Annotated in this window: 20 protein-coding genes; 10 read left to right on the top strand and 10 right to left on the bottom strand. The window is 67.8% G+C overall.

Going from position 1 to position 19,646, the window contains the following annotated elements; all coding sequences use genetic code 11:
* Positions 1–170 precede the first annotated feature (170 nt).
* Complete coding sequence (locus tag VG543_RS15280; protein ID WP_423178659.1) at positions 171–734, top strand: DUF3016 domain-containing protein; 564 nt, start codon at positions 171–173, stop codon at positions 732–734.
* 88 nt (positions 735–822) lie between these two features.
* On the opposite strand, the gene alr is transcribed toward VG543_RS15280, so the two are convergent.
* Both alr and VG543_RS15270 read right to left on the bottom strand, forming a co-directional pair.
* Entirely contained in the window at positions 823–1,890 is a 1,068-nt protein-coding gene (alr, locus tag VG543_RS15275; protein ID WP_019660920.1) for an alanine racemase, read from the bottom strand.
* Positions 1,869–3,173, bottom strand: coding sequence for a D-amino acid dehydrogenase (locus VG543_RS15270; protein WP_134731092.1), 1,305 nt, complete (start codon positions 3,171–3,173; stop codon positions 1,869–1,871). Before VG543_RS15270 ends, alr begins: the two co-directional genes overlap by 22 nt.
* A gap of 149 nt (positions 3,174–3,322) precedes the next feature.
* Between VG543_RS15270 and VG543_RS15265 the strand changes: the two genes are divergently transcribed.
* Positions 3,323–3,802 carry a winged helix-turn-helix transcriptional regulator gene (locus VG543_RS15265; protein WP_019660918.1) on the top strand — a complete coding sequence of 160 codons (480 nt, stop codon included), beginning with the start codon at positions 3,323–3,325 and terminating at the stop codon, positions 3,800–3,802.
* Positions 3,803–3,863: 61 nt separating this feature from the next.
* Here VG543_RS15265 and VG543_RS15260 read toward each other — a convergent pair whose 3' ends face one another.
* Both VG543_RS15260 and VG543_RS15255 read right to left on the bottom strand, forming a co-directional pair.
* Positions 3,864–4,040 carry a lana protein gene (locus VG543_RS15260; protein WP_423178660.1) on the bottom strand — a complete coding sequence of 59 codons (177 nt, stop codon included), beginning with the start codon at positions 4,038–4,040 and terminating at the stop codon, positions 3,864–3,866.
* A 143-nt stretch (positions 4,041–4,183) separates the two neighbouring features.
* The gene (locus tag VG543_RS15255; RefSeq protein WP_111178403.1) at positions 4,184–4,558 is read right to left on the bottom strand and encodes a classical arabinogalactan protein 4; all 375 of its coding nucleotides are present in this window, start codon (positions 4,556–4,558) and stop codon (positions 4,184–4,186) included.
* A 140-nt stretch (positions 4,559–4,698) separates the two neighbouring features.
* Between VG543_RS15255 and msrB the strand changes: the two genes are divergently transcribed.
* The 5 genes from msrB (at position 4,699) to VG543_RS15230 (ending at position 7,937) form a co-directional block, all read left to right on the top strand.
* On the top strand, positions 4,699–5,166 hold the full coding sequence (gene msrB, locus VG543_RS15250; protein WP_021204375.1) for a peptide-methionine (R)-S-oxide reductase MsrB: 468 nt from the start codon (positions 4,699–4,701) through the stop codon (positions 5,164–5,166).
* Positions 5,167–5,257: 91 nt separating this feature from the next.
* Positions 5,258–6,112 (top strand): flagellar motor stator protein MotA, encoded by an 855-nt coding sequence (gene motA / locus VG543_RS15245; protein ID WP_014645799.1) that lies wholly within the window; start codon positions 5,258–5,260, stop codon positions 6,110–6,112.
* A 3-nt stretch (positions 6,113–6,115) separates the two neighbouring features.
* Entirely contained in the window at positions 6,116–7,054 is a 939-nt protein-coding gene (gene motB / locus VG543_RS15240) for a flagellar motor protein MotB (protein WP_019660913.1), read from the top strand.
* A gap of 108 nt (positions 7,055–7,162) precedes the next feature.
* Positions 7,163–7,648 carry a hypothetical protein gene (locus tag VG543_RS15235; protein WP_058980702.1) on the top strand — a complete coding sequence of 162 codons (486 nt, stop codon included), beginning with the start codon at positions 7,163–7,165 and terminating at the stop codon, positions 7,646–7,648.
* A 13-nt stretch (positions 7,649–7,661) separates the two neighbouring features.
* Positions 7,662–7,937, top strand: coding sequence for a DUF4031 domain-containing protein (locus tag VG543_RS15230; protein WP_019660911.1), 276 nt, complete (start codon positions 7,662–7,664; stop codon positions 7,935–7,937).
* Between the two features lie 94 nt (positions 7,938–8,031).
* Here VG543_RS15230 and VG543_RS15225 read toward each other — a convergent pair whose 3' ends face one another.
* Positions 8,032–8,574 (bottom strand): DUF6630 family protein, encoded by a 543-nt coding sequence (locus VG543_RS15225; protein ID WP_019660910.1) that lies wholly within the window; start codon positions 8,572–8,574, stop codon positions 8,032–8,034.
* Between the two features lie 90 nt (positions 8,575–8,664).
* On the opposite strand from VG543_RS15225, the gene VG543_RS15220 reads away from it, so the two are divergent.
* Positions 8,665–8,913 carry a DUF3297 family protein gene (locus VG543_RS15220; protein WP_026347120.1) on the top strand — a complete coding sequence of 83 codons (249 nt, stop codon included), beginning with the start codon at positions 8,665–8,667 and terminating at the stop codon, positions 8,911–8,913.
* A 148-nt stretch (positions 8,914–9,061) separates the two neighbouring features.
* Here the strand turns inward: VG543_RS15220 and VG543_RS15215 are convergent, their stop codons facing one another.
* The 3 genes from VG543_RS15215 to VG543_RS15205 form a co-directional block, all read right to left on the bottom strand.
* Positions 9,062–10,711, bottom strand: a complete 1,650-nt coding sequence (locus VG543_RS15215; protein ID WP_019660908.1) for a Na+/H+ antiporter — start codon at positions 10,709–10,711, stop codon at positions 9,062–9,064.
* 117 nt (positions 10,712–10,828) lie between these two features.
* Positions 10,829–11,617 carry a dioxygenase gene (locus VG543_RS15210; RefSeq protein ID WP_423178661.1) on the bottom strand — a complete coding sequence of 263 codons (789 nt, stop codon included), beginning with the start codon at positions 11,615–11,617 and terminating at the stop codon, positions 10,829–10,831.
* Positions 11,618–11,648: 31 nt separating this feature from the next.
* Positions 11,649–12,059 (bottom strand): DoxX family protein, encoded by a 411-nt coding sequence (locus VG543_RS15205; protein ID WP_423178662.1) that lies wholly within the window; start codon positions 12,057–12,059, stop codon positions 11,649–11,651.
* A gap of 96 nt (positions 12,060–12,155) precedes the next feature.
* Here VG543_RS15205 and VG543_RS15200 point away from each other — a divergent pair, with 96 nt between their 5' ends.
* Complete coding sequence (locus VG543_RS15200; protein ID WP_423178663.1) at positions 12,156–13,037, top strand: LysR family transcriptional regulator; 882 nt, start codon at positions 12,156–12,158, stop codon at positions 13,035–13,037.
* Positions 13,038–13,127: 90 nt separating this feature from the next.
* Here the strand turns inward: VG543_RS15200 and VG543_RS15195 are convergent, their stop codons facing one another.
* On the bottom strand, positions 13,128–16,190 hold the full coding sequence (locus VG543_RS15195; protein WP_164144258.1) for an EAL domain-containing protein: 3,063 nt from the start codon (positions 16,188–16,190) through the stop codon (positions 13,128–13,130).
* A 176-nt stretch (positions 16,191–16,366) separates the two neighbouring features.
* On the opposite strand from VG543_RS15195, the gene VG543_RS15190 reads away from it, so the two are divergent.
* Positions 16,367–18,478, top strand: coding sequence for a M13 family metallopeptidase (locus VG543_RS15190; RefSeq protein ID WP_423178664.1), 2,112 nt, complete (start codon positions 16,367–16,369; stop codon positions 18,476–18,478).
* 108 nt (positions 18,479–18,586) lie between these two features.
* Here the strand turns inward: VG543_RS15190 and VG543_RS15185 are convergent, their stop codons facing one another.
* Positions 18,587–19,516 carry an oxygenase MpaB family protein gene (locus tag VG543_RS15185; RefSeq protein WP_423178665.1) on the bottom strand — a complete coding sequence of 310 codons (930 nt, stop codon included), beginning with the start codon at positions 19,514–19,516 and terminating at the stop codon, positions 18,587–18,589.
* Positions 19,517–19,646 lie beyond the last annotated feature (130 nt).

Raw genomic sequence — 19,646 nt, 5'->3', positions numbered from 1 at the left:
TCCAAAGGGCGTATTCACAGCGTCAAGCGCCGTCAGTCATGGTTGACGTCGATGAATTGGCGGCAACCGCTCTTGCCCACGACGCAATCGGCCATTGCGGTCGTCCGGCAGCAGGCTCACACTCGATCCGTGATCAACACCCCCCCAGCGCGGGGACGCAGGAGACCGTCATGAAACGCTCATTCGCGATTGCCGTGCTGGCAGGCGCCCTGGCGGCCGGTGGCGCCAATGCTGCGCCACGCACCGTGACCGATGCAGACGCGCCGCGTGCGTTGCAGGCCGATGGACCGGTCAGCGTGAAATGGGAAGATCCGGCCAAGTTCACCGAAATACGCCAGAGCAGCAACCGCTTCGAGGCCGAACGCGTTGACTGGGTGCAGCAGCTGGCCCGCTACCTGCAGACCACCGCAGCCAAGCCGCTGCAGCCTGGGCAGACCCTCGATGTGACCCTCGTCGACATCAAGCGTGCCGGTGACTACGAGCCTTGGCACGGCCCGCGTGGCCGCGACATCCGGATCATGCGCGACATCTACCCGCCACGGATCACCCTGCAGTACACGCTGAAGGATGCCAGCGGCCGTATTGTCAGCGAGGGCGATGCGCGCCTCAGCGATACCGGCTACCTGCACAACGTGGGACTGAAGAGCGACAGCGATCCACTGCGCTACGAGAAGCGTCTGATCGATGACTGGGTGAAGCGCCAGCTGGCCAGTCAGGCGACCGCCGCGCGTTAGGTCCCCCGGCAGGTGTCGACCTTGGTCGACACGCATTCACGGCGCCGATCGAGGTCGGCCGCTACCGGTGCCGAGCGCGGGCTCGGCGCTACACGTACACCTTCGCCACGCGCTTGACCGCGCACGGCAGCTGGTAGGCGCTCACGCCACAGCGCGGCGCCAGCTCCGACAGGGTCGGCGCAGAACCCCACAGTTCCACCACGCTGCCGATGCCGGCCTGCGCATGCGCGGTCAGGTCCACCGTCAGCATGTCCATCGACACGCGCCCGATCAGCGCACCGGGCTGGCCATCGATCAGCACCGGCGTGCCGTTTGGAGCGAACTGCGGATAACCGTCGGCATAGCCGAGTGCAACCACACCCACGCGGGTGCGCGCCTTGGCCACGAAACGCGCGCCATACCCCACCGGTTCACCGGCTTCGATCCAGCGCTCGGCGATCACCTTCGACTGCATCGTCATCACCGGGCGCAGCCGCTCGGTCAACACGGTGTTGTCCGGCAGCGGGTTGGCGCCGTACAGCATCAGGCCCGGGCGCACCCAATCACTGCGCACATCCGGCCAGCCCAGCAGCGCAGGCGAGTTGCACACGCTGGTCTCGCCTGCCAGTCCATCAATGGCGCGGGCGAAGGTCGCCGCCTGTTCGTGGGTGCGTTCGCTGTCCAGCTCGTCGGCACGCGCCAGGTGGGTCATCAGCACGACGCGTTCGACGTGCGGCAGCGCCGACAGGCGCGCGTGCGCCGCGCGGAAGCTGTCCACGTCCAGGCCGAGGCGGTGCATGCCGCTGTCCAGCTTCAGCCACACCGTCAACGGGCGCGGGCTGTCGAACGCCGCCAGTGCCTCCACTTGCCACGGTGAACCGACGGCGAACCAGAAGTCATGCTCGGCCACCAGCGTCATGTCGCTCGGCTCGAAGATGCCTTCCAGCAGCAGGATCGGCGCACGGATGCCGGCCTGGCGCAGCTCCAATGCCTCTTCGATGGTGGCCACGCCGAAGCCATCGGCCTCGCCTTCCAGCGCCTGCGCACAGCGCACCGCGCCATGCCCATAGGCATCGGCCTTGATGATCGCCAGCGCCTTGCCACCGCCCAGTTCACGGGCGAGGCGGTAATTGCTGCGCAGGGCGCCCAGATCGATCAGCGCGCGGGCAGGACGCATGTGCGGTTCTCTTGTTGCGGCGCGTGACCGTACTGGCCGTAGCGGAAAATATCCAGGCCTTCGGTGCTGATCTGCGGCTGTCGCGCGCTCATCAGGTCGGCCAGGTAGCGGCCCGAGCCGCAGGCCATGGTCCAGCCCAGCGTGCCGTGTCCGGTGTTGAGGTACAGGTTGCGGAACGGCGTGGCGCCGATCACCGGCGTACCGTCCGGCGTAGCCGGGCGCAGGCCGGTCCAGAACTGCGCGCGCGACAGGTCGCCGCCCTTCGGATAGAGATCCCTGACCACAAGTTCCAGGGTCTCGCGGCGGCGCTGCGACAGCGACAGGTCGAAGCCGGCCACTTCGGCCATGCCACCGACACGGATGCGGTCGTCGAAGCGGGTCACCGCCACCTTGTAGCTCTCATCGAGGATGGTCGAGGTCGGTGCCATCGCCGGGTCGGTGATCGGCAGGGTCAGCGAATAGCCCTTCAGCGGGTACACCGGCAGGCGCATCCCCAGCGGTGCGACCAGCGCTGGCGAGTAGCTGCCAAGCGCGACCACGAAGCGGTCGGCGGTTTCCAGCTTGCCGTCGATGCGCACGCCGGTGATGCGGTCGCCATCGAACTCCAGGCCGGTGATGTCCTGGTCGAAACGGAATTCAACGCCGGCATCCATGCACAACTGCGACAGCCGGCGGGTGAACAACTGGCAGTCGCCGGTCTGGTCACGCGGCAGGCGCAGCGCGCCGACCAGGCCATCGACATGGGCCAGGGCCGGTTCGGCCTGGATGATGCCGGCGCGGTCCAGCACCTCGTACGGCACGCCGTACTGGGCCAGGATCTCGATGTCCTGCGCCGAAGCATCCAGCTGCTGCTGGGTGCGGAACAGCTGGGTGGTGCCAAGGTCGCGGCCTTCGAATTCGATGCCGATCTGCGCGCGCAGCTCGTTCAGGCAGTCGCGGCTGTACTCGGACATGCGCACCATGCGCGCCTTGTTGATCGCATAACGCTCGTGGGTGCAGTTGCGCAGCATCTGCCACAGCCAGCGGTACTGGGCCAGGTCCATGCCCGGGCGGATCGCCAGCGGCGCGTGCTTCTCGAACAGCCAGCCGATAGCCTTCTTCGGCACGCCCGGGGCCGCCCACGGCGAGGTGTAGCCGAACGACAGCTGGCCGGCATTGGCGAAGCTGGTTTCCAGCGCCGGGCCGGGTTGGCGGTCGATGACCGTGACTTCAAACCCGGCCTGTCGCAGATACCAGGCACTGGTGGTACCGATCACGCCGCTGCCGAGAACTAGGACTCGCATGGGACTTCTCCAACCCGATCATTCCCTGCACTGGAGCGCACAGGGACCATAATTGGGGAAGTATAGACAGCCATTCCCAGTTGATTTGCCTGTTTTGAAATCAACCGGCAGGATGTTCCACTTCAATTCACTCCCGAAGGTTGACGGTCATGGCCACCCGGATCCGCGAACTGGACAAGATCGACCGCAAGATCCTGCGCATCCTGCAGGCCGAGGGCCGCATCTCCTTCACCGAACTGGGCGAGCGGGTGGGCCTGTCGACCACCCCGTGCACCGAGCGCGTGCGCCGGCTGGAGCGCGAAGGGGTGATCACCGGCTACCACGCCCACCTCGACCCGGCCGCAGTTAAAGCGAGCCTGCTGGTGTTCGTGGAGATCAGCCTGGCGTACAAATCCGGCGACATCTTCGAGGAGTTCCGGCGCGCCGCGCTGAAGCTCCCCAACGTACTGGAATGCCATCTTGTATCGGGCGACTTCGATTACCTGCTGAAGGCGCGGATCAGCGAGATGGCCTCCTACCGCAAGCTGCTCGGCAGCACGCTGCTGACACTGCCGCATGTACGTGAGTCGAAGAGCTACATCGTGATGGAAGAAGTGAAGGAAACACTGAGCCTGCCGATTCCGGACTGAGGCTGCTGCTGGGTGGGGCCAGATCCCGTACAGCGGGCTCTGACCCCGATCATGGCGACAGTCAGCGCTGCTGCGGATGCTTATGCGGGCGCTGTTCCTGCTGCCTGCCGCCCTTGTGCTGCTGCAGCTCCATCTGCTGTTGCTGCTGTTGCTGCTGCGGGTTGCGGCCCTGCGGTTCCTTGCCGGGATGACGGTTCTGCTGGTTTTTCATGGTCGCGATCCAGTGGACGAAGGACATGCGGCGGCGGGATGCCGGCGCAGAGCCACGGTGGCCCCGGAACGGTTAATCGCAGGCGAAAAAGCAGTGATCGGCTGGACGCTGTTTTCGCGCGTTCAGCCCGCTCAGCGCCAGCCAGCAGCCAACCTTGGTGGCACCAGGGTTCAGCGCTTGATCTGCTGGCCATCGCCGGCCGGCACGCTGTCGTAGTAGCGGCCGGTGCGCGAGTCGAACACGCGGTTCGGGCCGGCCGGGCGCACGCCGGGCACGATGCGGCCGTTGCGGTCGTAGACCTTGTCGGCCGGCCTCGGTGCTGGCGGCGGCGCGACCTGGGCCGGACCGGTGGACTTGATCGGCTGCGCCGGTTGCGGCGTAGGCAGCAACTGCGGCTGCGGCCGGGCCGCCTGTGGCGGTGGCGCCACCGGCTGCGGCGCCACGGTGGTCGCGCTGCGGGTGGCCGTGGGGTCGGGGGTGGGCACCTGGGCCAGCGCCAGTGCCGGCAACAGGGCGATCAACAGCAGGGGAAGGGTCGGCTTCATGGCACGCTCCGGCGTCTATGACACCCACCTTGCTCCCGCACCCGTGTGCCACCCATGAACGGCCATCACACTTGCAAGCGCGCGCCGGCACCCCCACGTTTTCCGGCATCCCCAGGCCATCGACCCCACGGAGCGCCGCCATGACCGCCTTCGATCTGACGCCCCCCACTGCCACCCAGACCGAGGCGCTGGTCGCCGGCCTCAGCAGCGAGGAACGCCGCGTGCTGTTGCAGCACGGCACCGAAGCGCCGTTCTGCGGCGTGTTCCTCGACAACAAGCGCGAGGGCGTCTACTGCTGCCGGCTGTGCGCGCTGCCGCTGTTCCGCTCCAGCACCAAGTTCGATTCCGGCACCGGCTGGCCCAGCTTCTTCGCCCCGTTCGACCCGGCGCATGTGCGCGAGATCCGCGATACCAGCCACGGCATGGTCCGCACCGAGATCACCTGCGCGCGCTGCGGCAGCCATCTGGGCCACGTGTTCCCCGACGGTCCGCCGCCCACCTACGAGCGCCACTGCCTGAACTCTGTCTCACTTTCCTTCGTCGGCAATGGCGAGCCCTGGCCCGATCCGCTGCAGCGTGGCGGCGCCGAAGCCGGTGTGGCCGGCTGAAGCACCCCGCTGACCGATTTCACAGAATTCCCTCTTCAGAAACCCGGGCGACGGGCCGACAAGGAGATATCCCCTCTCCCTGCGTCGCCCCATGCTCATCATCGTCGGATTCCTGGTCGTCATCATCAGCGTGATCGGGGGCTACCTCGGTGCCCACGGCCGCCTGGGTGCCCTCTGGCAGCCCTACGAGCTGGTCATCATCGGCGGCGCCGCGCTCGGCGCGTTCCTGGTCGGTACCCCGGCCAAGACGGTCAAGCAGACCCTGCAGGCCATGGTCGGCGTGTTCAAGGGCCCGCGCTACAAGCAGCAGGATTACATCGATGTCCTCAGCCTGCTCTATGAACTGCTCAACAAGGCGCGCCGCGAAGGCTTCATGGCACTGGAAGACCATGTCGAACGCCCGGCCGAGAGCGCCCTGTTCGCCAACTACCCCAAGGTGCAGGCCGACCACCACCTGATCGACTTCATCACCGACTGCCTGCGCCTGATGATCGGCAGCAACATCGAGCCGCACGAGCTCGAGCCGCTGCTGGAGCTGGAACTGGAGAAGCACCACGCCGAGGCCATGGCACCGTCGCAGGTGCTGACCAAGGTCGCCGACGGACTGCCCGGTTTCGGCATCGTGGCTGCGGTGCTGGGCATCGTCATCACCATGGGTTCGATCGGCGGCGACATCGTCGAGGTCGGCGGCCACGTGGCCGGTGCGCTGGTCGGCACCTTCCTCGGCATCCTGCTGGGCTATGGCTTCGTCGGCCCGATGGCCGCCGCCATGGAAGCGCGCGCCGAGCAGGACAGCCGCATCTACGAATCGGTCAAGACCGCCCTGCTTGCCTGCCTGCGCGGCTACAACCCGAAGATCGCGCTGGAATTCGCCCGCAAGACGCTGCCGTCGAACGTGCGCCCGGCCTTCTCCGATTTCGAGCAGCACCTGAAGACGGTCAAGTAAGCCATGGCCGAGAACAAGCCCACCGTCATCGTCCGCCGGGTCAGGAAGGCCGGCCACGCCGCTCACCACGGAGGGTCGTGGAAGGTGGCCTATGCCGACTTCGTGACCGCGATGATGGCCTTCTTCCTGGTGCTGTGGCTGATGGCCACCACCAACAAGAACGACCGTGCGGCCATTTCCGAGTACTTCCGCAACCCGAGCCCGCTGAGCGGGCAGAGTGCCACGCCGGCACCCGGCATGGCCGGCCCGGGCGGCGCCAGCACATCGATGATCAAGCTGGGCGGCGCCACCGACATCTCGCGGGGCAGCAGCAACGATCCCTTCCAGAACCAGAAGGAAGCAGTGCCGCAACCGGTGGACCAGCAGCAGCGCGACAAGCAGCAGCTGGAAGCACTGATGAAGGAGCTGCAGGAAGCGATCAGCCGGAGCCAGGCACTGGAACCCTTCAAGGACCAGCTGCTGCTGGACCTGACTCCGGAAGGCCTGCGCATCCAGATCGTGGACAAGCAGAACCGGCCGATGTTCGACCTCGGCAGCGCTACGCTGAAGCCGTACACGCAACAGATCCTGCACGAGCTGGCCAACTACCTGAACCACGTGCCGAACCGGATCAGCCTGACCGGCCACACCGACATCACCGCCTATTCGGCCGCACGCGGCTACGGCAACTGGGAACTGAGCGCCGACCGCGCCAACGCTGCACGCCGTGCACTGGTGGACGGCGGCCTGGAGGACAGCAAGATCACCCGCGTGGTCGGCCTGTCTTCATCGGTGCTGTTCGACAAGGCCGACCCGCAGAACCCGATCAACCGCCGCATCAGCATCGTGGTGATGACCAAGGCCGCCGAGGAGGCAGCGCTGGCGGGTGCCGGCCCCCAGGTGGGGCTGTCGGCGCCCACCGCCGACCCGGACGTGCAGGCCGCGCAGGGGCAAGCGGAATAAGCTGTGGGTGCGCGCCTTGGTCCGAATCCACAGGGCCATGCCGGGCGAGCGCACCACGCCGCACCCGCTACAATGGCGGTCTTTCCGTTTCCAGGTGATCTCACCCCCATGTCCCAGAACTCCAAGGCCAAGCGCGACAAGCGCAAGAAGCAGCAGGGCAAGCGCCCGTTCCTCCGCCTGAACGCGCAGCAGCAGGTGCAGAACCATGCCGTGCTGACCAACGAAGACGGCCAGGTGGTGGCGGCCATCGGCCTGCAGGGCCGTGAGTGGCTGCTGGCCATCGGCGGCCAGACCATGGGCAACGCCGAGAACCCGGTGCCGATGCTGGCCATGCTCAAGCACCTGGCCAACGTGCAGGAGAAGGAAGGCCGCAAGGTCAACCTGGAGTACTCCGAACTGCTGCAGAAGCTGCTGGACACCCTGGCGGCCGAATCCGAGCAGACCGCCGACGAATACCTGGACAAGCTGGTGTCCGAGTTCGAGACCGTGGAAGCCGAAGAAGGCGAAGAAGCCGCCGAAGGCGATGTGGTTGAAGCTGCTGCCGACGCCGAGGCCGCCCCGGCCGCTGACAGCGACAGCAAGCCGCAGGCCTGAACCGGCCGCGGCGGTGACGGTCTACGTCGATGACGCGGTGCATCCCTGGCGCGGACAGCGCTGGGCGCACCTGATGGCCGACACCCTGGCCGAGCTGCACGCAATGGCCGCGCAGCTCGGCATTCCCCCGCGCGCCTTCCAGAACAAGGCCAGCGGCGCCCACTACGATGTCACTGCCGGGCTGCGCGCACAGGCCATCGCGCTCGGCGCCCGGGCGATCTCACGGCACACCGACCGCGAGCTGGTCAAGGCGGTGATTGCCAACGCCCGGGCGCAGTACCGGCCGTAGGCTCGGCTGCCGTGTGCCTCCTGTAGTGCCGAGCCGATGCTCGGCTGCTCTACGCGAAATGCAGCCGAGCGTGGGCTCGGCTCTACAGGCCCGATCAGAACGGGTCGCTGCCCAGCCGGATTTCCACGTTCAGCAGCGAGCACAGCGCAAGCATCGCGTCATCGTCGCGGGTCAGCGCCATCACCCCGGTAAAGCCATCACTGCCGGCATCCACGCTCCACAGCGTGTAGTTGTGCTCGCGCAGGCGGTCGAAGGCGGTGGCCATCAGCTGCACGCCGTCCAGGCCTTCGGCAAAGTCCTCGTCGTCCAGGTCGCCACCCCAGTCCAGCTGCAGGTTGAAGCGCGCCGAAAGCTCGTTCACCGCCGACTGAAGCGACTCCAGGTCCTCACGCTCCACATCGAAACCGGACTGCCAGGCGATGGCGGTGAACAGCGCCGGCAGCCAGTCGCTGTCCGCTTCCAGCGGCTGACCGTCCTCGGCCAGGTGCTCGCGCCAGCGGTTGAACTGCTGCAGGGCCAACTCTTCGTCACCCGGGTTGATCAGCACCAGCAGGTTCCAGACCCGCGCCTCGAAGCCCTCCTCGTCGAAGTCGTGGATGTCTTCCTCGAAGTCGAAATAGTCGCTGTTGTCGGGCATGGCGGAACGTCCTCTGGGGCAGGTCGGCATTCTACGGTTTATCCTGTGCCGCTGAAGCCGGCCTTGGTGGCCGTCACTGTGAATGAAGCGATGAGCGATACCCCTCCCGACCACCTGGCGATCAACCCGGCCAGCCCCTTCCATGATGCGCAGGCGCTGGAGCGCGGCGTTGGCGTGCGTTTCAACGACATCGAGCGCGACAACGTCGAGGAATACTCGGTCAGCGAAGGCTGGATCCGCGTGCAGGCCGGCAAGGCCCGTGACCGCCGCGGCAACCCGATGACGATCAAGGTCAAGGGCAAGGTCGAGGTGTATTTCCTGGACCAGAAACCGGAATAACCAGCACCGGCATGTAGAGCCGAGCCTGTGCTCGGCTGCTTTTCGTTCCGGGTTCATGACGCCTGAAGCAAGCGTAGCCGAGCATGGGCTCGGCTCTACATGCCAGGGCGGAATCCGCGTCAGCGTCAGCAACGCCCGGTCCCAGGCATCATTCGCGCTTGCGCGATTCCAGCAGGTCCAGGTTGCGGATCAGGCGCCGCGAGATCTCGTCGGAGATCACCCCGCGCCGGGTCAGCCGGAACAGTTCCTCGCGCTCGGCGTTGAGGCCGGCGCTGCGCAGCTGGCGGTAGCCCAGCTCCATGCGCCGCACCTTCTCCGGGTCTACGTCGGGCCCGTCGTTGTCCTTCTCCAGGTGCCGCTGGTACAGCAGGCTCACCCGCGAGGCGGCATCGTTGTACAGCTGCACGTTCTCGGTGTTCTGGTTCATCACCAGCTGCTGGCGCATGCGCTCGACCCCGGCCAGCGCCGCCTTCGACGACAGGCGGCGCGCCAGGTCCTCTTCCTTGCGTTCACCCGAATCGGCCGGCAGCTGCAGGCCCTTCAGCAGCTGCGGCAGCGCGATGCTGGCGCCGAGCAGCGAGAACAGGATCACCGAGGCGGCCAGGAAGATCACCAGGTCACGTGCCGGGAACGCACTGCCATCAGGCAGGAACAGCGGCAGGGTCAACACGCCGGCCAGGGTGATCGCACCACGCACGCCGGCCACCGAGGTCGCCACCACGATGCGCCAGTTCGGCGCTTCGCCCCGCTCCAGTCCGCGGCGGCGCGCGCGCAGCAGGTTCCAGCGCAGCGACAGCCACACCCACAGCAGGCGCAGCACCACCAGCGCCAGGTTGATCACCACTACGTACACCAGCAGCCACCACGCGCTCTGGTGGCCGGTCTCGTTCATGGTGGTGGTGGCACGTTCGACAATACCGGGCAGCTGCTCGCCCAGCAGCACGAACATGATGCCGTTGAAGCTGAACTGCAGCATGTTCCAGACCCCGGCACGCTGCACGCGCATGCTGCCGGAGACGCGGCCGGTCAGCTCGACGTAGCTCATCGCGATACCGGCGGCGACCGCGGCGAGGATGCCGGAGGCGTGGATCTCTTCGGCCAGCAGGTAGGCCGCGAACGGAATGAGCAGGTTGACCAGCATCGCCGCGCCCGGCTCCTCGCCGAAGCGGCGCCACAGCCAGCGCTGGAAGGTCGACACACCAAGGGTGACCGCCACGCCCACCGCAAGGCCGGCCACGGCCACCCACACGAAGGTCAGCGAGGCCGTGGCCAGCGAGAACGTGCCAGTCATCACCGCAGCCACCGCGAAGCGGAAGCAGACCAGGCCCGATGCATCGTTGAGCAGCGACTCGCCTTCCAGGATGTGCATCAGGCGCTTGGGAATCGGCGCCTTGGAGGCGATCGCACCCACTGCCACAGGATCGGTCGGCGACACGATCGCCGCCAGCGCGAAGCACACCGCCAGCGGCATCACCGGAATCAGCCAGTGGATCAGGAAGCCTGCGCCGATGACGGTGAACACCACCAGGCCGAACGCCAGCTCGAGGATCGCGCCCTTGTCGCGGAACAGGCCCTGCTTGGGGATGCGCCAGCCATCGAGGAACAGCAGTGGCGGCAGGAACAGCAGGAAGAACACTTCCGGCTCCAGCGCGTGGCCACGGTTGAACACCCCGGCGATGACCGCACCCAGGCCGATCTGCACCAGCGGCAGCGGCAACGAGAACGGCAGGACGCGAACCAGGTAGCCGCTGGCGACAACGGCCACCAGCATCGCCAGGACGACTTCAATGGTATGCATGCTTCTTCCAGGAAGCGGCGCGTGGGGAGGCTTGGAGGCCAGCGCCGGAAACCCGGAAAAAACTACCACATGCGGCCATGGCCGCGACGGCCGGGGCCGCCGCGCGTCAGCCCCGGCTCATGCCCCGTCGAAGCGGTACAGATCCATGGCGAGGAAGCCGGCATCGATACCGGCATCGATGCGACGCGCACCGAAACCGCCCTCGCCGGCCGCGCCCATTGCAAAGAACAGCGGCAGCAGGTGCTCGTCGGTCGGGTGCGCGCGTTCGGCGAACGGCGCCTGCCGGCGGTAATCCAGCAGGGCCTGGCGGTCAGCGGCGGCCAGGCGCTGCTCCACCCATTCGATGAAGGGCCGCACGTACGGCGCTTCCTTGCCGTCCTGGTAGTCGCCCCAGTCGTGCAGGTTGTGGGTGATGCTGCCGGAGCCGACCAGCAGCACGCCCTGTTCGCGCAGCGGCGCCAGCGCACGGCCCAGCGCGAACTGATGCTCGGGGCCGAGCAGCGGCTGGATCGACACCGGCACCACCGGGATGTCGGCCTGCGGGCGCAACAGCCGCAGCGGTACCCACGCGCCGTGGTCGAGGCCACGCTGCGGGTCGATGGCCACTGGCAGTCCTGCGGCGGCGATGCGGCCGGCCACTTCTTCGGCCAGTGCCGGGTCACCCGGCGCCGGGTACTGCAGTTCGAACAGCGCGCGCGGGAAGCCGCCGAAATCGTGGATGGTTGGCGGCTGCGGATGCGCCCCGACCAGCGGCTGCCGGCCCAGCCAGTGCGCCGAGGCCATCACGATGGCGCGCGGCGTGGGCAGGTCGCGCGCCAGCTCGGCCAGGCGCACACCAACCTGGCCCGGATGCAGGGCAGTCATCGGCGAACCATGGGAGATGTACAGCGAAGGCAGGCGGGACATGGAATTCTCCAGTTGCAGGATCAGGCGGCGATCAGCGCGAACGCAGGGTCCACTTGCCATCGCCGACCAGGAACAGCACCACCAGCGCCAGCGCCCAGAACGCCGGGTATTCCCAGCCGCCGCCGGCATTGGCGAAACCGAAGCCGTTGGCGCCGTGCACGGTGACGATGGTGCCCAGCAGCAGCGGCACGCCGACCAGGCCCACCCAGCGCGCATAGATGCCCAGCAGCAGCGCGACAGTGATCACCAGCTCGACGCCGATGGTGAGGTAGCCGAGCACGCCGGGCAGGCCCAGCGACTCGAAGAACGCTGCCGTGCCGGCCGGGGTGAATACCAGCAGCTTGGTCAGCGCATGGACCAGGAACAGCACGCCCAGGGCCAGGCGCAGCAGGGCGGCGCCATACGGGGCCAGCGGCGAAACAGGAGCGGTCGTGGCGTGCATCGGAAAGCACCTTGAAGGGAGTGGGCTCAGGTTATTGCGCCTTCACGGGCCGATAAATACGATCGATTGACCGTATTTATTTCAGAAGGCGCAACAATGGACACCCTCGAGGCGATGCGCGTGTTCGTGGCGGTGGTCGAGCGCAACGGCTTCAGCGCCGCCGCCCAGGCCCTGGACATGTCCACCGCCGGCGTTACCCGCCAGGTCGCCGCGCTGGAAAAGCGCCTGTCCACCCGCCTGCTCCATCGCACCACGCGGCGGGTCAGCCCGACCAGTGCCGGCGCCGCCTACTACGCCCAGTGCGTGCGCCTGCTGGCCGAATTCGACGCGCTGGAGGCCAGTATCGGCGCGCAGGCGCTGGAGCCTTCGGGCACGCTGCGCATCAACTCACCGGTGAGCTGGGGCATTGCCCGCCTCGGCCCGCTGCTGGCCAGTTATCGCCAGCGCTTCCCGCAGGTGGAGCTGGACCTGGCGCTGTCCGACCGGCTGGTGGACATGGTCGAGGAAGGCTACGACGTGGCCATCCGCATCACCCGCGAGCCCGGTCCCACGCTGATCGCACGTCGCCTGGGCGAATCGCGGGTGAGCCTGTGCGCCGCGCCGGCCTACCTGGCCGCACGCGGCGCCCCGCAGACCCCGCAGGACCTGCAGGCGCACGCGTGCCTGGGCTACAGCTACTGGGCCGCTGGCGACCACTGGCCGTTGCAGGGGCCCGCAGGCGAAGTAAAGGTCGCGGTGAACAGCCTGCTGCACGCCAACAACGGCGACGTGCTGCGCGAAGCGGCGATTGCCGGCATGGGCGTGATCCTGCAGCCGGATTTCCTGCTGGAAGACGCGTTGGCCGATGGCCGGCTGGTGCGCGTGCTGCCCGAATGGGAGGCCGCCCCAATCGGCATCTTCGCGGTCTATACCAGCCGCAGCCACCTGGCACCGAAGGTGCGCAGTTTCATCGACCATCTGGTCGAAGCCGGGGTGTAGCCGAACCTGGTGCTTGCCGGCCTGCGGCCGGCACTACCGTCATGCTTCGGCCGGGTAGTGCAGGCCGCTGGCCGGCCAATACGAACCCGATCAGGCGGGGACTTCATCCAACGCGTCGATGATCCGCTCCAGCGGTGCCGGCCGCCCCAGCAGGTAACCCTGCACCTGGTCACAGCCGTGCGCGGCCAGCCAGTCCAGCTGCCCCGGTGTTTCCACGCCTTCGGCAATGATGGTCAGGCCCATGCTGTGGCCCAGCGACAGCAGCGCGCGACAGATCGAGGCGTTGCGTGGATTGGTTTCCACGTCCGCCACGAAGCTGCGGTCGATCTTCAGGATGTCCAGCGGCAGGTGCTGCAGGTAGGACATGCTGGAATAGCCGGTGCCGAAATCATCCAGCGACACGCTGATGCCCTGCTCATGCAGGCGCTGCATGGTCTGCATCGCCTGCGCCGGCTTGCGCATCAGGCTGCTCTCGGTCAGCTCCACGTGCAGCGCACCGCGGGCCAGGCCGAATTCCTGCTGGGCGCGGGTGAACTCGGCCACCAGATCGCTGTTGAAGAACTGCACCGCAGACACGTTGACCGCGATCGGCAGCTCACCCCAACCGGCCTCGACCAGCCGGCGCTGCGCCTTTGCCGCGGCGCGGATCACCCAGCGGCCCAGCGCCAGGATCAATCCGGTGTCCTCGCACAGCTGGATGAACTCGTTGGGCGGGATGAAGCTGCCATCGGCCTGCGGCCAGCGCAGCAGGGCCTCCAGCGCGGCCGGGCTGCCATCACCGGCATGCCGGATCGGCTGGAAGTACAGCTGGAACTCGTTGTCGATGGCGGCATGGATGCGCCCGGCCAGGCGCAGGCGGTCGGCCAGGCGCGTGGTCACCGCCGCGTCGAACCAGACCACCACGTTGCCCTCGGCGCGCGCCGCATGCGCGGCCTGCGCGGCCATACCGATCACCTGCTCGGCCGTGTGCCCGTCACCGGCGATGTGCACGGCCACGCCGATGCGCGGCTCGAACTGGTGCAGCGAGTCCTTGCCGCGCATCGGCGCCGAGACGATCTGCAGCAGGTCGTCCAGCACGCGCTGGGGATCGTGCCCGGCACCAATGGCCAAGACGAAATCTTCGGCCGGCTGGAACGCCAGCGTGCCATAGCGCGCGCCCAGGCCCCCGAGCCGGGTCGCCATCGACTGCAGTACCGCATCGCCGATCTCGCGGCCAAGCGTATCGGCCACCAGCTGCAGGCCGCGCAGCTGCACGAAGGCGATGGTATAGCCCTCGCCCTGCCCATCCAGCTGTTCGGTCAGGGCGCGCACATTGAGCAGTCCGGTGGCCGGGTTGTGCCGTGCCTGGTAGGCCAGGTCGCGCTCGTAGGCCAACCGTTCGCTCACATCCTCGGCCAGCACCAGGCACGCGGGCTGTCCGTCGAAATCGAGTTTGGACAGGTGTGCGCGCACCTCGAACACGCTGCCGTCCTTGCGCCGATGCAGGCGCACGGTCGCGTCCGGAGGATCGCCCACCTGTGCGCGCTGGATGGCACCACGCACCTCGTCCCAGCCCTCGCGCGGGCGGATGTCGAGGATGCTCATCGCCAGGAACTCGTCGCGGCTGTAGCCGTACTGGCGCACGGCGGCATCGTTGACCTCGATGAAGCGCAGCGTGTCCGGGTCGAATACCCAGAACGGCGCCGGATTGCGGTCGAACAGCAGGCGGAAGCGGCGTTCCACTTCGCTCATCTGCTCGCGCGCCTGATAGCGTTCGCTCAGGTCGGTCAGCGCACCGATCATGCGCCGCTCGCTGTCGGCCACTTCCACCCGCTGCCCACGTGCCCCGACCCAGCGCACCTCGCCTCCGGGCAGCACCAGGCGGAACACCTGGTCGAGCACCGCGCCGCCGGCGAAGGCCTGGTCGAAGGCCTGCTGCAGGCGTGCGGCGTCGTCGCGATGCACGCGTGCGAAGAAGTCGGCCACCGGCAGGGCATCGGTCTGCACGCCGAAGATCTCGCGCGCCAGGGGTGACCAGCGCAGCAGCGCGGCATCCTCGTCCACGTACCAGGTGCAGACACGCCCGACCTGGTGCGCAAGGCGCAGCTCGGCGTGGCCGGCCTTCAGCTCTTCGGCCATCGACTGCTGGCTGCGGGTGGTTCGGCGCACCGCATACAGCAGCACCAGCAGCACCACGATGTAGGCCAGTACGATTGCCACCGATGCCTGCAGGTAGGGCCACCACGGTGCCAGCACGTCTTCGTCGGCCAGGCCCACCTGCACCGCCAGCGGACTGCGTTCGAGCGTGCTGATGGTGAGGATGCGCGGTACGCCATCCACCACGCCCGGCATGCTGCCCAGCTCGACCACTGCCTGCGTGCCGAGCAGGTCACGGCGTGGCAGGTCATAGCGGTGGCCCACCGTGCCATGCGGGTCAGGCACGCGGGCCAGCATGTAGCCTTCGGCATCGCTGATCGAGACCAGTCCCTTGGGGCCGACGTCGAGGCCACCGACGATGCGCTGCAGTTCGCCGCAGCGCAGCCGTGCCAGCAGCCAGCGTTCGCCGGCCATCGGCAGCGCCAGCGGGACCACCCAACCGCCATCGCTGGCCCGCTGCGGCGGGCCGATGTACAGCGCGCTGCCCTGGCCACGACGCTGCGGGTCGGTCCACAGCGGCAGCTGCAGGTCGCCCTCGCCGGCCGTCAGCGGTCGGCCATGGCGGTCGAGCACGGCGATGCTGTGCAGTTCGGCATGCCGGCCCAGCACCCCGCCGATGGATGCATCCAGCAGGGCCGGCGCCTGCGCCGGCACGCTGCGGAACAGCTCTGCGGCGTCGGCGGCGATGCCGGACATGGCCCGCTCCAGGTTGCGCAGTTCCAGCGCCAGCAGGCGCTCGCTGCCCACCGCCAGCGCGCGGCTCTGGCGCTGCGCCGCTTCCAGACGGCGGTGGTAGTCATTGACCAGCATGAGGGTCAGCCCGGTGACCAGCAGCACGCCCAGCAGCACTCCGCCCCAGGTAATGGCGCGCAGCGGCCGGGCCAACGCGCGTTTCAGCGCGGGCATCGGCGGGTGTTCCTTGTGCAGTCGGCTGGCTTCATGCGCGAACGAATCCTCCACGTCCCCGACCTCAACGGCCGGTGGACGCCATTCTTGACGCCTGACCCGCCCCCGCATGGCCACCTCCCCGTGTCCGCGCAGGGTTCCAGGGTCCAGCATGCACCACGTCGCTCACGGCGTGAAGGTCGGTTCCACGTGTTCAGCCAGATCCTGCACAGCACAGGACGCAGCACAGGGCCGCCAGGCGGGCCGGCGCAGATTAGACTTGGCGTTTTCCGCCGCAAGAGAAGTCCATGTCCAAGCTGCGCCGTCCCACCCTGGCGCTGGCCATCGTTGCCAGCCTGTCCCTGGCCGCCTGTGACCGCCCGGCCGAGCCGGCCGCCACGGCCACCGCGCCGGCCGATGCCACCCCCGCTGCGGCCAAGCCGATGCTGGGCAGCTTCGGCTTCGATGCCAGCGGCATGGACCGCAGCATTGCCGCCGGCGATGACTTCTTTGGCTTCGCCAACGGCACCTGGGTCAAGAACACCGAGATTCCGGCCGACCGGTCGCGCTTCGGCAGCTTCAACGTCATTGCCGAGAAGACCCTGGCCGACACCCGCGCCATTCTCGAAGGGGCCGCCGGCAACACCCAGGCCAGCGGTGACGACAAGCTGATCGGCGATTACTACGCCGCTTACATGGACGAGGCCGGCATCGAGCAGCGCGGCGTTGCACCCGTGGAGCCGCAGCTGAAGGCGATCGATGCCATCGCCGACAAGGCCGGCCTGGCACGTGCCTTGGGCGGCGATGTGCGCGCCGACGTCGACCTGCTCAATGCGACCAACTTCTACACCGACCGCCTGTTCGGCCTGTGGGTGTCGGTGGACCTGCTGCAGCCGGACCGCAATGCGCCCTACCTGGTGCAGGGCGGCCTGGGCATGCCCGACCGCGATTTCTACCTGGGCGGCGGCCGCATGGCCGAACTGCGCAAGCAGTACCAGGCCTACATCGCACAGATGCTGCAGCTGGCCGGCGTCGCCGATCCGGCCGGCAAGGCACAACGCATTCTCGCGCTGGAGACGAAGATCGCGCAGGCACATGCCACCCAGGAAGAAACCAATGATGTGACCAAGGGTGCCAATCCCTGGACCCAGGCCGACTTCAATGCCAAGGCGCCCGGCATGGACTGGAACGCCTTCCTCGACGCGGCCGCGCTGGGCAAGCAGCAGGACTTCATCGTCTGGCAGCCCAAGGCCGTGGCCGGCCTGTCCAGGCTGGTCGCCACCGAGCCACTGGAGGTGTGGAAGGACTACCTGGCCTTCCACGCGCTGGACCGTGCCGCCGCCTACCTGCCGAAGAAATTCGCCGATGCCCGCTTCGCCTTCCACGGCACCGCGCTGAGCGGCACCCCGCAGCAGAGCGATCGCTGGAAGCGCGCGGTGGACGACGCCAACCACGCAGTGGGCGAAGCGATCGGCAAGCGTTACGTCGAAAAGCACTTCGACGCGAAGACCAAGGAACGCGCGGACGAGATGGCCAAGAACATCATTGCCGCCTTCGCCAAGCGCATCGACGCGCTGGCGTGGATGTCGCCGCAGACCAAGGCGAGCGCCAAGGCGAAGGTGGCCGGCCTGACCGTGGGCATGGGCTATCCGGAAAAGTGGCGCGACTACACCGGCCTTGAGATCCGCCGTGATGACCCGCTGGGCAATGCACAGCGCGCCGAGCTGTTCGAGTACCAGCGCAACATCGCCAAGCTGGGCAAGCCGGTCGACCACGGCGAGTGGGCGATGCTGCCGCAGACCATCAACGCGATGAATGTGCCGCTGGAAAACCGCCTGGTGTTCCCGGCCGCGATCCTGCAGCCGCCGTTCTTCGACGGCGCCGCCGACGACGCCGTGAACTATGGTGCGATCGGCGCCGTGATCGGCCACGAGATCAGCCACGGTTTCGACAACGCGGGCGCACTGTTCGATGAAACCGGCAAGCTGCACAACTGGTGGACCGCCGAGGACCTGAAGCAGTTCAACGCCGCCGGCGATGCGCTGGCCGCGCAGTTCAGCAGCTACGAGCCGTTCCCGGGCGTGCATGTGAACGGCAAGCTGACCTTGGGCGAGAACATCGCCGACGTGGCCGGCCTGGGCACTGCCTACGATGCCTACCAGCTGTCGCTGCAGGGCAAGCCGGGCCAGACCCTGGAAGGCTTCACGCCGGACCAGCGCTTCTTCCTCGGCTTCGCCCAGGCGTGGCGCAGCAAGAGCCGCGAGCAGGCGCTGCGCAACTCGCTGCTGACCGATGTGCATGCGCCAGGCCAGTTCCGCGCACTCACCGTGCGCAACATCGACGCCTGGTATCCGGCGTTCGAAGTAAAGGAAGGCCAGAAGCTGTACCTGGCCCCGGACAAGCGGGTCAAGGTGTGGTGATGTAACCGGAACGGGCGCCGCAAGGCGCCCGTTTCACTTGCGGGTAGCTGCCAACCTTGGTTGGCGCTTCCGCGGCACCGCGAAAAGCGTGCCAACCAAGGTTGGCACCTACCAGGCAACCGCGGGCCACTCGCGCAGGATCTCCACCGGCGCGCCCATGCGTGCACAGGCGCGGCTGGCGAGGCCGTCGGGCAGCGCACGGCGGAACAGCGGCGCCATGCCCTGCATCAGCTTCGCAGACGCCGCAGCCTGGGCGCGCTGACGGCCACTGCGTGCAAGCATGCCTTCGGCCCAGTCCGGCAGCAGCGCCGCGCCCGCACCGAGCAACACCTCGCGCGACAGCCCCGGCACCGGTACCGGCAGGCGCACGCCGGACAACACCTCCAGCACTTCACGCGAGCGCTCGTCCACACGCAGCTCCGGTTGCCGCGCGCAGAAGTACGCCGCCACCTCGGCTTCGCTGCACGGCACATCCACTGCACCCAGCGCCTCGGCCACACGGCGGTACTCATCGTAGTAGCGGTCGGCGATGTCCCCCGGCACCTCGCGCCCATAGCGGCGGAAACCCTGCAGGAACCCGAAGGCTTCGGTCACGTGCACCCAGGTCAGCAACTGCGGATCGTCGGCGGCGTAGGGCTCGCCCTGCGCGGTCTGGCCGCGGATCCGTGCATGAATACGGCGCACCTTGGCCACCAGCGCCTCCACTTCGCCAGTGGGCGCGTAGCTGGTGCCGGCAACGAAGGCGGTGGTGCGGCGCAGGCGTCCCACCAGGTCCTGGCGGAAATTGGAGTGGTCGTAGACCCCGGCCAGCGCGCGTGGGTGCAGTGTCTGCAGCATCAGCGCGCACAGGCCACCGGCGAGCATCGAGGGAAATTCGGCGTGCAGCCGCCAGGTGACGCTGTTCGGGCCGAACCAACCCGGGTCGCCCTGCGGATGGTCGTAGTCGATGCCACTCTGGCCGCGCGGGAAGGCGTCCAGTACCCAGCGCCGGATCGGCGCGGTGACGGGGCGGTAGAGTCGCTGCAGCAAAGCCGGCATCACGGGTCCAGGAAAGTCGGAAGAACGGTCGCATCTTGCGCGGTCGGCCCCGATTCTCGGCGATCACGGCGCAGGCGGCGAGCCTCCACGCTCAGCGACCGTTTCATGTGCGGCCGCAGCACGTTTCACC

This window comes from Stenotrophomonas sp. CASM101, from assembly GCF_049384845.1.
In the GTDB taxonomy this organism is placed as follows: Bacteria; Pseudomonadota; Gammaproteobacteria; order Xanthomonadales; family Xanthomonadaceae; genus Stenotrophomonas; species Stenotrophomonas hibiscicola.
Note: the sequence above shows the minus strand (reverse complement) of the source record. Positions and strands in the feature narration are given on the sequence as shown.

Coding starts and splice junctions, on each gene's coding strand:
- VG543_RS15205 (WP_423178662.1), bottom strand. CDS start 12,059: ATGCACGCCACGACCGCTCCTGTTTCGCCGCTGGCCCCGTATGGCGCC.
- VG543_RS15215 (WP_019660908.1), bottom strand. CDS start 10,711: ATGCATACCATTGAAGTCGTCCTGGCGATGCTGGTGGCCGTTGTCGCC.
- VG543_RS15280 (WP_423178659.1), top strand. CDS start 171: ATGAAACGCTCATTCGCGATTGCCGTGCTGGCAGGCGCCCTGGCGGCC.
- VG543_RS15255 (WP_111178403.1), bottom strand. CDS start 4,558: ATGAAGCCGACCCTTCCCCTGCTGTTGATCGCCCTGTTGCCGGCACTG.
- VG543_RS15210 (WP_423178661.1), bottom strand. CDS start 11,617: ATGTCCCGCCTGCCTTCGCTGTACATCTCCCATGGTTCGCCGATGACT.
- VG543_RS15200 (WP_423178663.1), top strand. CDS start 12,156: ATGGACACCCTCGAGGCGATGCGCGTGTTCGTGGCGGTGGTCGAGCGC.
- VG543_RS15270 (WP_134731092.1), bottom strand. CDS start 3,173: ATGCGAGTCCTAGTTCTCGGCAGCGGCGTGATCGGTACCACCAGTGCC.
- VG543_RS15235 (WP_058980702.1), top strand. CDS start 7,163: ATGTCCCAGAACTCCAAGGCCAAGCGCGACAAGCGCAAGAAGCAGCAG.
- VG543_RS15265 (WP_019660918.1), top strand. CDS start 3,323: ATGGCCACCCGGATCCGCGAACTGGACAAGATCGACCGCAAGATCCTG.
- VG543_RS15195 (WP_164144258.1), bottom strand. CDS start 16,190: ATGCGGGGGCGGGTCAGGCGTCAAGAATGGCGTCCACCGGCCGTTGAG.
- VG543_RS15225 (WP_019660910.1), bottom strand. CDS start 8,574: ATGCCCGACAACAGCGACTATTTCGACTTCGAGGAAGACATCCACGAC.
- motB (WP_019660913.1), top strand. CDS start 6,116: ATGGCCGAGAACAAGCCCACCGTCATCGTCCGCCGGGTCAGGAAGGCC.
- VG543_RS15220 (WP_026347120.1), top strand. CDS start 8,665: ATGAGCGATACCCCTCCCGACCACCTGGCGATCAACCCGGCCAGCCCC.
- VG543_RS15190 (WP_423178664.1), top strand. CDS start 16,367: ATGTCCAAGCTGCGCCGTCCCACCCTGGCGCTGGCCATCGTTGCCAGC.
- VG543_RS15260 (WP_423178660.1), bottom strand. CDS start 4,040: ATGTCCTTCGTCCACTGGATCGCGACCATGAAAAACCAGCAGAACCGT.
- VG543_RS15185 (WP_423178665.1), bottom strand. CDS start 19,516: ATGCCGGCTTTGCTGCAGCGACTCTACCGCCCCGTCACCGCGCCGATC.
- alr (WP_019660920.1), bottom strand. CDS start 1,890: ATGCGTCCTGCCCGCGCGCTGATCGATCTGGGCGCCCTGCGCAGCAAT.
- motA (WP_014645799.1), top strand. CDS start 5,258: ATGCTCATCATCGTCGGATTCCTGGTCGTCATCATCAGCGTGATCGGG.
- msrB (WP_021204375.1), top strand. CDS start 4,699: ATGACCGCCTTCGATCTGACGCCCCCCACTGCCACCCAGACCGAGGCG.